The organism is Undibacterium sp. Rencai35W (assembly GCF_049340185.1).
Classification (GTDB): Bacteria; Pseudomonadota; Gammaproteobacteria; order Burkholderiales; family Burkholderiaceae_D; genus Undibacterium.
Window position 1 is genome coordinate 445312 of record NZ_JBMPPC010000004.1, and the last position, 13262, is coordinate 458573.

13 protein-coding genes are annotated in these 13262 nt (G+C 51.1%); 7 read left to right on the plus strand and 6 right to left on the minus strand.

Annotation, left to right across the window (positions count from 1 at the left end):
- Positions 1–22 precede the first annotated feature (22 nt).
- The gene (locus tag ACO0K3_RS11435; RefSeq protein ID WP_422984669.1) at positions 23–1051 is read right to left on the minus strand and encodes a SphA family protein; all 1029 of its coding nucleotides are present in this window, start codon (positions 1049–1051) and stop codon (positions 23–25) included.
- 885 nt (positions 1052–1936) lie between these two features.
- On the opposite strand from ACO0K3_RS11435, the gene ACO0K3_RS11440 reads away from it, so the two are divergent.
- The 3 genes from ACO0K3_RS11440 (at position 1937) to ACO0K3_RS11450 (ending at position 6041) form a co-directional block, all read left to right on the plus strand.
- Positions 1937–3670 carry an HD-GYP domain-containing protein gene (locus ACO0K3_RS11440; protein WP_422984671.1) on the plus strand — a complete coding sequence of 578 codons (1734 nt, stop codon included), beginning with the start codon at positions 1937–1939 and terminating at the stop codon, positions 3668–3670.
- A gap of 87 nt (positions 3671–3757) precedes the next feature.
- A complete protein-coding gene (locus ACO0K3_RS11445) occupies positions 3758–5065 on the plus strand; it encodes a bifunctional diguanylate cyclase/phosphodiesterase (protein WP_422984673.1) in 1308 nt (435 codons plus the stop codon).
- A 49-nt stretch (positions 5066–5114) separates the two neighbouring features.
- Positions 5115–6041 carry a methylglyoxal synthase gene (locus tag ACO0K3_RS11450; RefSeq protein ID WP_422984675.1) on the plus strand — a complete coding sequence of 309 codons (927 nt, stop codon included), beginning with the start codon at positions 5115–5117 and terminating at the stop codon, positions 6039–6041.
- Positions 6042–6215: 174 nt separating this feature from the next.
- Here ACO0K3_RS11450 and ACO0K3_RS11455 read toward each other — a convergent pair whose 3' ends face one another.
- From ACO0K3_RS11455 to ACO0K3_RS11465, 3 genes are all read right to left on the minus strand, one after another.
- Complete coding sequence (locus tag ACO0K3_RS11455; protein ID WP_422984677.1) at positions 6216–6995, minus strand: hypothetical protein; 780 nt, start codon at positions 6993–6995, stop codon at positions 6216–6218.
- Between the two features lie 101 nt (positions 6996–7096).
- The gene (locus ACO0K3_RS11460; RefSeq protein WP_422984679.1) at positions 7097–7909 is read right to left on the minus strand and encodes a DUF2491 family protein; all 813 of its coding nucleotides are present in this window, start codon (positions 7907–7909) and stop codon (positions 7097–7099) included.
- Between the two features lie 8 nt (positions 7910–7917).
- A complete protein-coding gene (locus ACO0K3_RS11465) occupies positions 7918–8838 on the minus strand; it encodes a hypothetical protein (RefSeq protein ID WP_422984681.1) in 921 nt (306 codons plus the stop codon).
- A gap of 134 nt (positions 8839–8972) precedes the next feature.
- Between ACO0K3_RS11465 and ACO0K3_RS11470 the strand changes: the two genes are divergently transcribed.
- The 4 genes from ACO0K3_RS11470 to ACO0K3_RS11485 all read left to right on the plus strand — a co-directional run bounded on the left by ACO0K3_RS11470 (position 8973) and on the right by ACO0K3_RS11485 (position 12268).
- Complete coding sequence (locus tag ACO0K3_RS11470; protein ID WP_422955125.1) at positions 8973–9470, plus strand: phage regulatory CII family protein; 498 nt, start codon at positions 8973–8975, stop codon at positions 9468–9470.
- Between the two features lie 516 nt (positions 9471–9986).
- Positions 9987–10562: a chromate transporter gene (locus tag ACO0K3_RS11475; RefSeq protein ID WP_422984683.1), complete on the plus strand. Its 576-nt coding sequence runs from the start codon at positions 9987–9989 to the stop codon at positions 10560–10562.
- Entirely contained in the window at positions 10563–11186 is a 624-nt protein-coding gene (locus ACO0K3_RS11480; protein ID WP_422984685.1) for a chromate transporter, read from the plus strand.
- A 230-nt stretch (positions 11187–11416) separates the two neighbouring features.
- Positions 11417–12268 carry a hypothetical protein gene (locus tag ACO0K3_RS11485; protein ID WP_422984687.1) on the plus strand — a complete coding sequence of 284 codons (852 nt, stop codon included), beginning with the start codon at positions 11417–11419 and terminating at the stop codon, positions 12266–12268.
- A gap of 55 nt (positions 12269–12323) precedes the next feature.
- Here the strand turns inward: ACO0K3_RS11485 and ACO0K3_RS11490 are convergent, their stop codons facing one another.
- Both ACO0K3_RS11490 and ACO0K3_RS11495 read right to left on the minus strand, forming a co-directional pair.
- Complete coding sequence (locus ACO0K3_RS11490) at positions 12324–12653, minus strand: antibiotic biosynthesis monooxygenase family protein (protein WP_422984689.1); 330 nt, start codon at positions 12651–12653, stop codon at positions 12324–12326.
- 213 nt (positions 12654–12866) lie between these two features.
- Positions 12867–13193: a hypothetical protein gene (locus tag ACO0K3_RS11495; protein ID WP_422984691.1), complete on the minus strand. Its 327-nt coding sequence runs from the start codon at positions 13191–13193 to the stop codon at positions 12867–12869.
- Positions 13194–13262 lie beyond the last annotated feature (69 nt).

Sequence of the window (13262 nt, forward strand, 5' to 3'; positions counted from 1 at the left end):
AGTTGCAGCGGACGCTGGCTGATTAAAACAAACGACTCAAGGTCAGCAGGGCGAAGCCGCCTGCAGGACGTGCGCGTGCGGAGAATTCCTTCAGATATTTAAATTCCACCTGCGTTTTCAAATCATCAGTCTGGTAGCTGACAATAGGACCAAGCGATGCAACGCGGGCGCGATTGCCGTTCACGATGGTTAAGGCGCTGGTGCCGTTCGGATCCTGATCGTCCGTCACTTGTTGCAGGTAATATCCTTGCAGACCTGCTTTGACATTGTTCGAGAACTGATAGCTACCGATATATTCGAGATGGACGTACTGACCCGACTTGTAATCCGTATCGCGGTTCGCTGTGCTGTAGTTGTAAGCCAGCGATGCCGCCAGATCAAAACCCGAGTCCGTAGACCATGCCGCAGATACCAGAGGACGGAAAGAATAAGAATTCAGACCCAGATTGACCTGGCTGTTTTTATCGAAAGAGCCGGTAGGCACATCGATATTCATGGCGGCAACCAGAGACAAACTTTCAAACTTCCAGCTGATGAAGCCTGCGAGTTCAACGTCGCCCACGCCACTGCGGCTACCGCTGGCGGCGGCGGACGCATCGGTACTGATTTTTTGTTGTAAAGCGACTGGCAACGGCGTATTGATATTGATGGTGATATCGCGCTTCTTGTTCAGTAAAGGTACGGCGACGTAGCCACCGTAACGACCGCCCAAGATGGCGTCTTCGCTGACATAGACGAGTTTTGGAATAATCGCATCAACCTTGATACTCGCTTTGACAGAGCCGTTCAGCACAACGGGAATGCCAGGTACCGGTTTACGGAATACCAGATCATCGCCATTGCTATCTTTGACGGTATCAGAACGATAACTCGGTGCAACGATCTGGCCATACACGCCGGACAGCGGCAGGATAGCGGAATCGAGACCCCAGATGCCCATAGGCACGGCGACTTCGTTATTTTCAGCGGCAAATGCAGCGGGCGCGAATGCGCTCATACCGACAATCATGGAGCCGGTAGCCAGGCCTGCGATTGAAAAGCGAGATTTCATATTTTCTCCAGAACGTTGATGCCATCGACACATCAGCAACGAAGCAAGCCAAAGCTGACGCCATTGCCTGCGGCCGACCGCAAGTAAATTAAAAAGGAATAGCAAAGACACGAAACGCAGAGGAACTATCTAAAATGACAGAAGACCATTCAACGCAGGTTTGTCTGATTGCGCGATTGGGAAGTCGATAAGCATCGACCATATTGCAGAGTAAGCGGGGACCACCTGATCAAAACGGTGGCCAACATTCCGGTTTTCGGGAAGAACTGACTAATGCAATAACGAATGCAAGTAACGTCTTTAAAATAATTCACACAAACTTAGTGTGTTGCTTGGGCGTAATGATAGCGTGATCTTTGCCAATACCGAAGCTGGCAAGCCCGTTGGTGGACAGGAATCAAGCACGGATATGCAGACGGATATTGAGTTCAAGGCAATATTCATGGTTTTTTTGAACACGCTTGTATCGGGCTCTCCCTAGGTAAACCGTGTGCCATGCGCCGGACATATTGGTCGCACCATCAAAATTTGGTTAACCCTACTAATCGCCCCAAAAGAATGCAAACTATTGTGATAAATCGCAAAAATGCGCTAAATCATGGCAATTTTTTATGTTTGTCTAGAAAATCCCTGTTTTTGGGAGTTCTGGTAATCAGAAAAAATACGACTTTTTTAATCCGCATGAACAGGGTATGACAAAAATTTTCTAAAACATTCCCCAAAAAAAATCCAAAAATCAACTGTTTATCGGGTGTTTGTAAATCGCTTTTTGTTGACGCCTGGCAACGATAGTCTTTTTAAGCAACTACCGCTATCATTGGCGCAGCATCAGGCGAAATTGCCTGGAGAATTCCTGATATTTCACCATCTAACTGATACGGCTTCGTGATTCAACAGCAAAGAAAATTATGTCAATCGTTGCGGGTCAGTATTGAAGATTTGCGCCTGGGCATGTTTATCTCGGAGCTTGACCGGCCCTGGGTAAATTCGCCCTTCATGATGCAAGGTTTTTTACTCACTGAGACGCTGGACTGGCAGACCCTGCAATCACTGGTGCGTGAGGTCGTGATCGATCCGCGGCGCAGCGATCCTGCATCGTTGCTGCATCTGCCCTGGGACGTGGTGCACGAAGTATCTGGTGCGCCAGAACCGATCAAGCCATCGCCGCCGAAAGCGCCACTAAAAGAAGCCCTGACAGCGCGTAAGCGGCCTCCTGCCGAATCAGCCTCGAAAAAACACCATAACGAGCCAGCGACTAATGCCTTGGTTGCCTGGGTCAGCAATCTGTTCAGCGGCACTGAAAAACCCGCCAAAAACCGTAATCAGCGTCCTAAGCAGCCAAAACCCTATTACCTGCGATATGCCAGTTCTGAACGTCACAACAATACAAAGTCCGGCAGCAAACATGGCAAAAATATGCGTGCTGACCGGGCGAGTAAGCTAACGCCAGGATCAAGTCCACAGTTCAGCGCCCTGATCGCCAGCTTATACCCGCGCGATACGATTTTCGCCCCCTTGAGCTGGATGGAGCGCTGGCAAAACTGGCGTCAGCAACGTAGTCACGGCAAAGTAACTCAGCGGGGTAATAATTTCCGCAAATTGCCCGCCCGCAAACGCAAGCACGATTATTTGCCGAGTTCGATTCCTCTGGTCAAGTACAAAGACAGTATGCCGATCGAGGAAGAATTAAAGTATGCGCGCAGCGGCATCACGCAAGCCGATGCGATGTTGAAAAAGCTCTCAACGGATCTCAACAATGACCGCAGTATTGTCCTTGAAGAGGTGCAGCCGGCAGTCCAGTTATTAACCGAAAGTGTCATCTCAAATCCATCGGCGTTGATGTGGCTGGTGCGCATGCAATCCGAAAATGCGAATGCCTATGCGCATAGTTTGAAAGTCGCAATTTATATGATGGCCTTGGGTCGTCATCTCGGCTTTTCGCGTCAGCAATTAACCGAGCTTGGCTTCATTGGTTTGCTACTCGATATCGGCAAACTCGAATTACCTGATGCGCTACTCGAAAAACCGGAAAAACTCTCCGAAGATGAAAACTCACTGATGCAAACTCATGTCAGTGCAAGTATCGATATTCTGGAGAGTAAAGAGCCGCTGGCAAAAAACGTCATGCTCGGTATCAGCGAACATCATGAGCGCCTGGACGGTAGCGGTTATCCGAACGGTCTGACGGGTAACGCGATCAGTATTTTTGGCCGTATGGCGGCGATTGCCGACAGTTTTGCCGCGATGACCTCGGCACGTCCTTATGACATTACACGTTCCGCATTTGATGCGATGAAAGAATTGTTCAAACTGGCGGGGACACAATTACATGCGCCGCTGGTCGAAGAATTTGTTCAGGCTATCGGGATTTTTCCTGTAGGCAGCATGATAGAACTATCCACCGGCGAAGTAGGTATCGTGCTTGAGCACAATAAAATCCGCAGGCTGGAACCGAAAATACTTTTGCTCACTGCGGCAGATAAAAGTTTATTGGCAAAACCTGGTCTGATGGACTTAATGTTGCAGGAAAATGTCTCAGAAAATGAGAGAATGAAGATATTGCGCGGTTTGCCTGACGGTGCGTATGGTCTGGCTTGCCGCGATTATTATCAGGCTTAATCGTTCTGATAAACCCTCAGGCCCAACAAATCCGATCAACTTCATCTAAGCGCAATCAGGCTAAACCGACCTCATCAGGCACTCTGCATGTCTAACTCAGCAACCACGCCGGCCGTATCCCTGACTGAACTCGCATCCGTCAGTGTGTTTTTTTCAGAATTACAAAAAGAAATGACGGCCGCGCATGAAACCTCGTCAGTGGCCGTACTGGTCATGTCGCTGCAACGCTCGGACCGGATTGCTGCACTCCTGCTTGATGAATATGCGGAGGAAGTGAAACAACAGTTTTTACTGCGCGTCCATCCGGTCTTACGCAGTAAAGATAAGTTTGTCTTTGTCAATGAAAACGAATGCTGGTTCATTCTGCCGCAACTGTCGTCCGAAGCATTGTCTGTACTGGCTGTACACAGATTGCTCAGCGAATTGAATGTACCGATCAAGGTCAATGAACACACCGTATTTTTAACCCCAAGCATCGGCATTGCCTGTGCACCTATGCATACGCATTCGGCATTTGCTTTATTACGTGCCGCAGACACAGCGCAAAAACATGCGCATGCTGCGAATCTGAAATTCCTGATGGCCGCGACGGAAGAGAGCAATCAGGTCATCGCTGCCGATCTGCCGAAAATGCTGGGTGAAGTCTTAGACGCCAATAGCTTGATGGTGGTGTACCAGCCGAAAGTCGATCTGGCCTCACGTCGCATGATTTCTGTCGAAGCACTGGTACGCTGGCCTGGCGATCATCCACAAACGGTGCCGACAAATATTCTGATCGATGTCGCAGAACGCACTGGCATGATTGAATCGCTGACACTCAGAGTGCTGAACAATGTCATGCGCGACTACTGCACCTGGAAGGCCGCAGGGCTTGAGGTACTGATCTGGGTCAATTTATCGACCCGTCTGCTGGAGCTGGAACAGCTCCCCAAAATCCTGCAACGCGTGTTGAATATCTGGGACGTGCCAGCATCGGCAATCGGTTTGGAGATTACCGAAAGTGCATTTATCCACGACATAGAACATAGTACCGACCTGCTATTTGAATTAAAAAAACTCGGTTTCCATTTATCGATTGATGATTTTGGAACAGGGTATTCGTCACTCGCCTATCTGCGTCGCTTCCCGATTGATGAGTTGAAGATTGACCGTATGTTCGTGCATGGAATGGCAAGCTCGGTGCAGGACAAACAGATCGTGCAGAGTATTATCGATCTGGGGCATAACTTCGGCTTGCCGGTCATTGCTGAGGGAGTAGAAACTGCTGAGACCCTGGCAGAGTTAGATGCTCTGGGCTGTGATCAGGTGCAAGGTTATTTTTTCGCCAAACCCATGCCCGCCGAACATATACTCGGCTGGCGTGAACGCTTTCATGCGCAGGCCACTGACGATTAATTGATCAGTTCAGTTCACTCTTTTTCTCCCGCTTCTTCAGCTCTGTCTTATGACCCAAGATCTCACACGTTCTACACGCCGCCTGCGCATCGGGCTGATTGCCAATCGTGGTCATCAGGATGCACCTGACTCCGCTTTAGTGCAATTATTGCGCGGTGCAAAAGCCGCTTTGCAAATCCTGCAGCCAGAAATGATCATCGTCGGCCGCACTTTAGATGCAATTATTTCGCATGGCTTACTCGAGTGCTGTCCTGCTCATGAGCGCTTCCCTTATGGCCGCGAAGGCGGTTTGATGAAGCTGGTCTCGCGCGTCGTCGACAGTGACCCGGCACGTGCTGTCGATGCGGTCATTTATCTGATCGATCCGGTCGATCCTTCTTCAATTTTCCCGGAAGCGCTGGCTCTCAAGCGCCAATGCGTCATTCATGGCAAACCCTTTTTATCGACGCTGGCAGCCGCGCGTGAATGGCTGGAGCTTGAGGCCTATGCGCTGCAGGCACCGGTCGATACTAGCTTAGATTCCAGCCTGGATTCCAGCTTCGCATTTGCCAGCGAAGGTATTGCGCTGATCGCCCACGATGCCATGAAAAACCGCATGCTGGCGCTCGCCGAAAAACACTTTGCGCTACTCGATCAGTTTGCCCATCGTTATGCCACCGGTACTACGGGTGGACTATTGAATCAGCTCGCACAAAAAATCAAAGGGCAGGAAGCGGGCAAGCACTGGGTCCAGCCTTTCCTCTCCGGCCCTCTGGGCGGTGATGCACAGATTGCCGAGCTGGTACTGGATAAGCAAATACGCCGCATCCTGTTTCTCGAAGATCCCCACGTCGCCCGTCAGCATGAAGCAGATATTCAGTTGCTGGAGCGCGCGGCACGCACGGTAACTGCCTACGCCACCGTGATCAGCGATGCCGATGGCAGTGATCGCTGGCTCAGCTTGCTGACCCAACGCGCCGCTCACCCTCGGAGCTGACCACTCATTCCAAGGCGTCAGCGCAGGCAGTGATGATGCAACACTCAATGACGATATAAAAAAGATGCAATCCGTTTTTACGAATTGCATCCTCATTTAACCAAGCTCAACCAAACTCCAATAATCTCAAATCACCTCAGAAAATGACTCAACTAGGCATGCCGCCTGAGACAACTAGGCTGCTGCACTGACCTCAGCAGGTTTGCCCGACAAGCGCTGTAAGCGTTGCAAGGTAGTTTCGCCAGCGGTATCTGCCTGACTCACCGATTTACGGATAGCCTCAATCTCTGCTGCCTGATCAAGTGGCTTCTGACCGATGTCGGCCACGATGCGCATTCCTGCTGCCTCGTTGCTGACGGTTTGTGCACGACGGGTCAGGGCGTTCAGCGCGCTTGATTGTCCTTTCATTCCAGACAAATTCGCGAGTTGACCTTGACGCTCTACACGCAATTCCTGCAAATCTTTTTGCGCTTTGGCGCTAGCCAGGTTTTGTAAGGCTTTCTTTGCTGCCGCATCGAAATCCGCTAATTGTTTAGACAAGGCATCAACGATTTTTTGTAATTCGTTCATATACTCTTGTGCGTCGATTTCTTCTTGCAACTCTAACGGCAAACGCGATTTGTTGGCTTCGAGCTCATCGCAAAACAAGCTGACGGTTGCTTCCGAAATCTGACCAGATGCCAGCCGTTCGGCCAAAGTGCCGGAGGCTTTTTCATCGTTGGCGATCAGCTCGCGCAGTTTGACAACGTCGGTATGTTCTTTGTCAAAGGCGGCGCGTGCTGTCGCGAGTTTTTGGGCGCTTTCTCTAAGTGTGTCAGCCAGCCGATCACGGTCTGCTTCTGTTGCGGTCTCCGGGTCGAAATTGGCAATCGCTTCGGAGACTTTGTCGCCTAATACGCCAAAGTGTTTGGAGATCAAGCGTGCTGTCAGGCCCCAACCATTCAAATTGCTCATTTTGTATCCTCTCAAGGAATTAAAGGTACTACGTTGTATTGTAAAAATTGACCGCTCTGCTGCTGTGTTGCCTTGCTACGTAACGATTGCTGATATGCCGTTTATTGGATCAGCAACCGATCCAGTTCTACTGGAATCCCTATCATGAAATCGACGTGGATCTGACGGCGATTGCTGTCACCATCCTGACTTCTGACGATCTCGGTACTAATTAATAAACTCTCGCGCTGTCCTTCCAGTGCACGGCTATACGGCATAAAGATCAGGTCCTGTATCAGTCCATGCTGACCGCTGGCGTCGTCGATCCGACTTTCCTGAGCCTGGAACGGTGCGACGAAATCACTCAGCGGATCACCGGCGTCACGGCTGTAGTCGAGATGACCGGCATCACCGAAAATGCTATCCAGACTGGCCTCATCCCAGGCCAAGCCAGTGAGCTGCTCACGCCATAAGGTATAACTACGGTCACCCAGGCCGTAACCCGCTGATCCCGAATAGGCTTCCTGATCTTCACTACTTTCGGGGATCAGACGAGTCAGGCGGCTGTAGTACATGAGCTCAGAAATATCGCCTGCATCGTTCTGATACAACTGGATAAAACACTCTTTATCATCCTGATCACCGGTCAGCAGGTAATAGCGGTAAAGGCTACCGGCAATGTCCAGACGTACCCGGCTGATGGCCCGGATCAATGCGTCTTTCTCTTCCGGCATACTGATCAGCGACCCCTGGCTTACTGCACGGATGAACGGTGTTTTTTGCAAGTTCACAACGCCGCCGATGCGGGCGCGTAAAGGCAGGTTCACATCTTCACGTGCTGCCTGCTGATGCTGACTTTCAGCACTGGCAACTGTGGTATTGCTATGTTTGCCGAATAATTTTCCGGCATATTGATAGGCATCTTTCCAGGCCATGATGCGGTTTATACCTTTCCTAAAGTGTAGTTACTGCGAATTTCCTGACGACGTTTGCTGACTTGCCTCCATTGGTAGATCATCCAACCCAGCCCGCCTAGTAAGGCTACCCAGAGCGTAGTGCGTAACAATGTCCATCCGAAGGACTCGGATTCCTCTGGTTTAGCTTTGGCAACTGTGGCTTGATCTGTGCCTCCTTTATTCGTCGCATCGGGGGTTTGACTGTTGCGATTGGTGTTGTTGCTGTCCATGGGTAGCGTGTCACGCGGACGGTTATCTACATTCACGGTGGTATGCGGACGGCTCATGGCCTGACCCAGCATAAAGCCCATGAACATACCGCCCATCGAACTGTGTTCACGCTGGACGATGATGGTCTGCGGTACTGCTGATATAGCTGGTGTTGCCGCAGCGCCCGCATTTGTATTACCGGTCCAGTTGGCATTCGCGCCTGCACCTGATTGCGCTGCGGGTGTCGTGTTGCCGAAGCCGGTTCGTACCGGCTCTAAAGGCTTGCCCGTCACGCTGAGGTTGCGCTCCGCATCATTATTTTTGCCATTGCGGGCATCAAGGTTTTTCATCGCAGTCGCTTGCGAGCGGCTATTGTCCATATCACGGTTCAGTGCTGAGGTCGATTTGGCCGGTGCTGCCGGTGTTGCCGTAGATGACGAGCCAAAACTACCGAAACTGCTGTTGCCCGCTTTGCGGTCGGTAGCGACATTGCCGTTGCTGCCACTGATCGTGCCGCTATTACTGCTGCGGCTCATCGCACTTTTTTGCGAAGAGAATCCACCTTTAAAACTATGTGAGGAACCGCTCGAACGACTCGCCGTACCGGCATACGCGACATGGCTGATCGAGATCACCGGCATCAGGACGATCAGGCTGGTGATCATCGCTTTGCTGAGCTGGGTTTTCAGTAAGTTCATTGCGTGCGTCCGTGGTTAAGTTATCTGCAACTCTGTACAATCTGTTCACTCAAAACATTGTGTGAAGATTTGTTAAAACGAAGCATAGTGAGCAAAAAGACAAATCGCATCGGTAATAAAAAGGGAAAATCACCATGACGCGTAAGTACTCGGATATGAATCAGCATGACGCTCTGTATAAAGTGGCGCGTGCCTATCCCGGCGGGCTAGAAGCGCTGGCTGCGCGCCTGGAAGTGTCGGTGAATGTGTTGCGAAATAAACTCGCACCGGGCATCGAATCGCATTACCCGTCGTTTGAAGAGTTATCGCAAATCGTCGAACTATGTCGTCAGGCAGGGGTCAAAGATGCGCTGCTACCCTTGCATGCCTTACTAGGACGGCACGGGATGGCCGCTTTTGTGGTGCCGGAACCGGATCAGATCAGCGACGACGATTTATCACAAACCGTCTGTCGCGTGATGAGCCAGGTCGGCAGTGTCGCCGAGGTGGTGTCCGATGCCTTGATGGATGGGGTCATTACGGTAGCAGAAGCCGACCTGATTGAACGCGAATTTCAGGGCGCGCTGACGGCGCTGGGAGAATGGCGTGCCAGAATCCGTGCGCACCACAAGCGGGAAGACCATAAAAAGTAAAACTGTTTTTATCTTGCGTGCATTGTCCTGGTCCGCATCCTGGCATGTAGGACCCAACGATTTGCAAAAGAAATACGCGTCTGACGAGCCGGTCAACGCTGCTTTACAATGAGGGATTATCGTTATTTCTTACTCCTACATAAAAATATACTCCATATCAGTATATTTTTAAATCCTACGTAAAACTTGCGGATTAGGCTTGTTTTATATAGTCATAAGGGGGAGTATAGTAAAAATTCGATCTTACTGCCTTCATTGCCGTCGTAGTTTGCGCTTTTTTTAACCGGAATTGTGCATGAGAATTTGAGAAAATGATGGATGCATTTGTCAAGATAGTTTTGGCGTGAATTTGGTGAATTTGGCGTAAATGGGACGCTCATGGCTGATTATGAGCAAGCAAGAACCTCAACAAAAGCACCAATGCGCAGTTAGCACTCAAATCTTATTTGGGGCGTGTCTAAAGAAAAAATGGAAAATTCCGGTTTAAGTCTTATCTCCAGCGTCAACGCTTAGTTTATGAATCCAGATCCCGTCGTACCCCGCCCGCAACCAGCCTCTGTCCGCGATTTATTTATTTCTTTCACCTTACTCGCGCTGCAAGGCTTTGGCGGAGTGCAGGCGATCGTGCAGATGGAATTGGTCGAACGAAAACGCTGGCTAAGCCGCGAAGAGTTCATCGAAGACTGGGCCGTCGCGCAGATCATGCCGGGACCGAATGTGGTGAATCTGTCGATGATGATAGGTAACCGGTATTTTGGCCTGGCCGGTGCCATGGCGGCGCTGGCAGGCATGCTCACCATTCCTTTACTGATCATCTTATTGCTGGCGTTGGTATATGCGCAGTTTGCCGATCATCCGGGTGTTACCGGCGCACTGCGCGGCATGGGCGCTGTTACCGCCGGGTTGATTCTCGCGTCCGGCCTGCGTCTGTTTCCGGCGCTCAAATCCAATCCCATCGGACTGACGATCTGCGTGCTGTTATGTGCGCTGTGCTTCGTCGGGGTCGCCTTGCTGCATCTGCCGCTGGCCTATGTTCTGCTGGGTCTGGGCAGCATTGCCTGCACACTGGCATATCAACGCCTGGGGAAATAAATGAGTAGTCCTGCGATCACCGGTCTGGCAAACAGCGCAATCGCTCCCGCCTTGCATTTCAGCATGCAAGCAGGCGACTGGTTCAATCTCCTGCTGCATTACATGATGCTATCGATGCTGTCGGTAGGCGGAGCGATTTCTACCTTACCCGACATGCACCGGTATCTGGTCACGCAACAACACTGGCTGACCGATGCGCAATTCAATTCCTCCATTGCGCTGGCGCAGGCTGCACCCGGTCCCAACGTACTGTTCATCGCCTTGATGGGCTGGAATGTCGGCATGAACACCGGCAATAGCTGGAACGCCTTGCTCGGCATGCTTGTGACCATGAGCGGCATCATGATACCGAGCACAACGCTGACCTACATGGCGGCGAACTGGGGTCATAAGAATCGTGATTTGCGCGGTGTGCGGGCATTCAAATTAGGTATGGCACCGATCGTGGTCGGACTCTTGCTGGCAACTGGCTGGATCATGGCCGCCGCGCACAATATCCCGGCTAAGGACTGGCCTTTGTGGCTGCTGACTGCGGTCTGCTGCCTGGTGGTCTGGCGCACCCGTTTGCATCTGTTATGGCTGCTGGCACTGGGCGCGGTTCTTGGCTGGTTCGGGCTAGTTTGATGGAGGCGAATCAGGGCTCGTTCAGCTTCTCATTAGCGGTCTACATCTACCTTAGTTGCTGATGTTATTGATGACTGTAGTGATGCCGTTAGCAGTGACTTTACCGGCAACTTTACCGGCAACTTTATCAGCAATTTTGTCGATAAATTTTGTTACATGTGTTTAGGCGGCAATCGGTTATCCTTGCCGCTTCTGAATTGGGTTTATCTTAGGTCTGGCATTATCACTACATGAAGTTTTACGTCGAGAGCAATCAACAGGAATTAGCTGAACCGGGCGAAATCCATCTGCATATCCGTTTCCGCCCAGCCAATGGTCTGGCGGTTTTGCTCGCGCTGCTGATCCATGCGCTACTGCTCTACTTCATCCTGACCCACAAGCCAGTAAAAAAAGAAGGCGACAAGGAACAGCCTGAAAGCGCCATCGTACTGATGCTGGATAAAGATACGATGACCAAAATGGCGAACATCGAAAAGCAAAAAGAACAGCCTAAACCACGTCCGGCAGTTAAACCAAAACCGATCACCAAACCGCAACCACCGCAAGAAGCCGTAGCCGACGCACCGCCAACACCCACGCCGCTGCCCGATGCCATTCAGCAGCCGGACATGATGAGCATGCTGACCGCCGCCCGCGAACGTCGCCGTGCTGCCGAAGAAGCTGCGGCTCAAGAGAATGAAGCTGCACGCCAGGGACCACGCGGCATGAGCCCGCAAGAAGTTGCCGAAGCCAATGTCCGCCGCAGTATGCAACAAGCGAATAACCGCGAAGGTACCAGCGGGGTGTTCCAGATCCTCAGCAAGAGCACGCGCATGGCGACCTTCTCTTTCCGGGGCTGGAAACCGAGCCGGCAAAACAGCTTCAAAAAAGTCATCGAAGTCGATGCCGGTCTGGGCGGCAATATCGAACTGGCAATCATCCGCCGCATGATTCTACTGATCCGTGAAGAATACCAGGGCGACTTCAGCTGGGATTCACGCCGCCTTGGTCGCGTCATCAACCTGTCCGCCCGTCCGCAAGACACAGCCGAGCTAGAGAACTTCATGATGAAAGAGTTTTTCGGTAATCCGAACGAACGCTGAGGCAGTATGGCCGGATCAAAAATATCCGGGTTGCGCCATATAAACAATACGACAGTTACTCCTGCCGCTGATCCGACGTGATATGCCCAAACGCAGCGTCGCCGTAAGACCGTATCACTTCAGAAATCACTATGTGGAAGCCCGCATACCAGCGGGCATACTGACGCTTGGCTTCCATATGCCGGGGATGCTCTGAAAATGCTTTCAGCGTATCCAGATCTTTCCAGTAATAAATCGCATTATTTCTCTTACCATCCGGCGAGTGCCAGACTTCGGCACCGAGAAAACCCGGTAAGGTATGGGCGACTTCTTCGATCAGTTGATCCAAACGATGGTATTCATCGTCCAGACCTTTTACTTCGTAGATAAATGATGCGGAGTACATCGTTCTCCTCAAGGATAGACGGTGATTTGCATGTTGATTGTCATGCAGAGAATGATCTTGCTGGCCTTGCTACACTCATTATGCAGGAGTGCGCGTTCTCCGACTGAACTCTCACCGAATTCTTACTGATCGCGCACTAAGCACACCTACAAGATCATGTAGGTGAACCAGTTGCCGCATCATTGCTTAATTCCTCAAACTCAATCAAGCGACTTAACCCAGACGAAGGCGGCGCGTGACGACAGCAATAGCTTTGAGCGCAGTCTGCTTCATCCGTGCCAGTAGCAATACCCTCATGCCTGTTTCGGGTAATTCGATCAAAAATTCACAGCGTTTTTGCGCACAGATTTGCAGCCAGCCGCTGCGCTGTACCGTATAAGTTGCCCCCTCGGTCAGAACAATCTGCGGCACATAAGCACAAGCATCCAGACTGAGAGGTGCCTCTTTGATGACGATGCTACCGACGTTCAGATGGAGTTGTGACCCTTGGAATAAGTAGGTCTGATAGGACTGTGCGGACTGCAAGGTAGTGATGTGCATGAGGTACTCCTGTTCTGGAAATCATGTGAATAATCATGTAAATGAGTCTGTCAGCGTGATGGAGACAGA

Excerpts from the sequence above, each read along its gene's own strand:
- ACO0K3_RS11435 (WP_422984669.1), bottom strand. The coding sequence starts at position 1,051 with ATGAAATCTCGCTTTTCAATCGCAGGCCTGGCTACCGGCTCCATGATT.
- ACO0K3_RS11445 (WP_422984673.1), top strand. The coding sequence starts at position 3,758 with ATGTCTAACTCAGCAACCACGCCGGCCGTATCCCTGACTGAACTCGCA.
- ACO0K3_RS11450 (WP_422984675.1), top strand. The coding sequence starts at position 5,115 with ATGACCCAAGATCTCACACGTTCTACACGCCGCCTGCGCATCGGGCTG.
- ACO0K3_RS11455 (WP_422984677.1), bottom strand. The coding sequence starts at position 6,995 with ATGAGCAATTTGAATGGTTGGGGCCTGACAGCACGCTTGATCTCCAAA.
- ACO0K3_RS11460 (WP_422984679.1), bottom strand. The coding sequence starts at position 7,909 with ATGGCCTGGAAAGATGCCTATCAATATGCCGGAAAATTATTCGGCAAA.
- ACO0K3_RS11465 (WP_422984681.1), bottom strand. The coding sequence starts at position 8,838 with ATGAACTTACTGAAAACCCAGCTCAGCAAAGCGATGATCACCAGCCTG.
- ACO0K3_RS11470 (WP_422955125.1), top strand. The coding sequence starts at position 8,973 with ATGACGCGTAAGTACTCGGATATGAATCAGCATGACGCTCTGTATAAA.
- ACO0K3_RS11475 (WP_422984683.1), top strand. The coding sequence starts at position 9,987 with ATGAATCCAGATCCCGTCGTACCCCGCCCGCAACCAGCCTCTGTCCGC.
- ACO0K3_RS11480 (WP_422984685.1), top strand. The coding sequence starts at position 10,563 with ATGAGTAGTCCTGCGATCACCGGTCTGGCAAACAGCGCAATCGCTCCC.
- ACO0K3_RS11485 (WP_422984687.1), top strand. The coding sequence starts at position 11,417 with ATGAAGTTTTACGTCGAGAGCAATCAACAGGAATTAGCTGAACCGGGC.
- ACO0K3_RS11490 (WP_422984689.1), bottom strand. The coding sequence starts at position 12,653 with ATGTACTCCGCATCATTTATCTACGAAGTAAAAGGTCTGGACGATGAA.
- ACO0K3_RS11495 (WP_422984691.1), bottom strand. The coding sequence starts at position 13,193 with ATGCACATCACTACCTTGCAGTCCGCACAGTCCTATCAGACCTACTTA.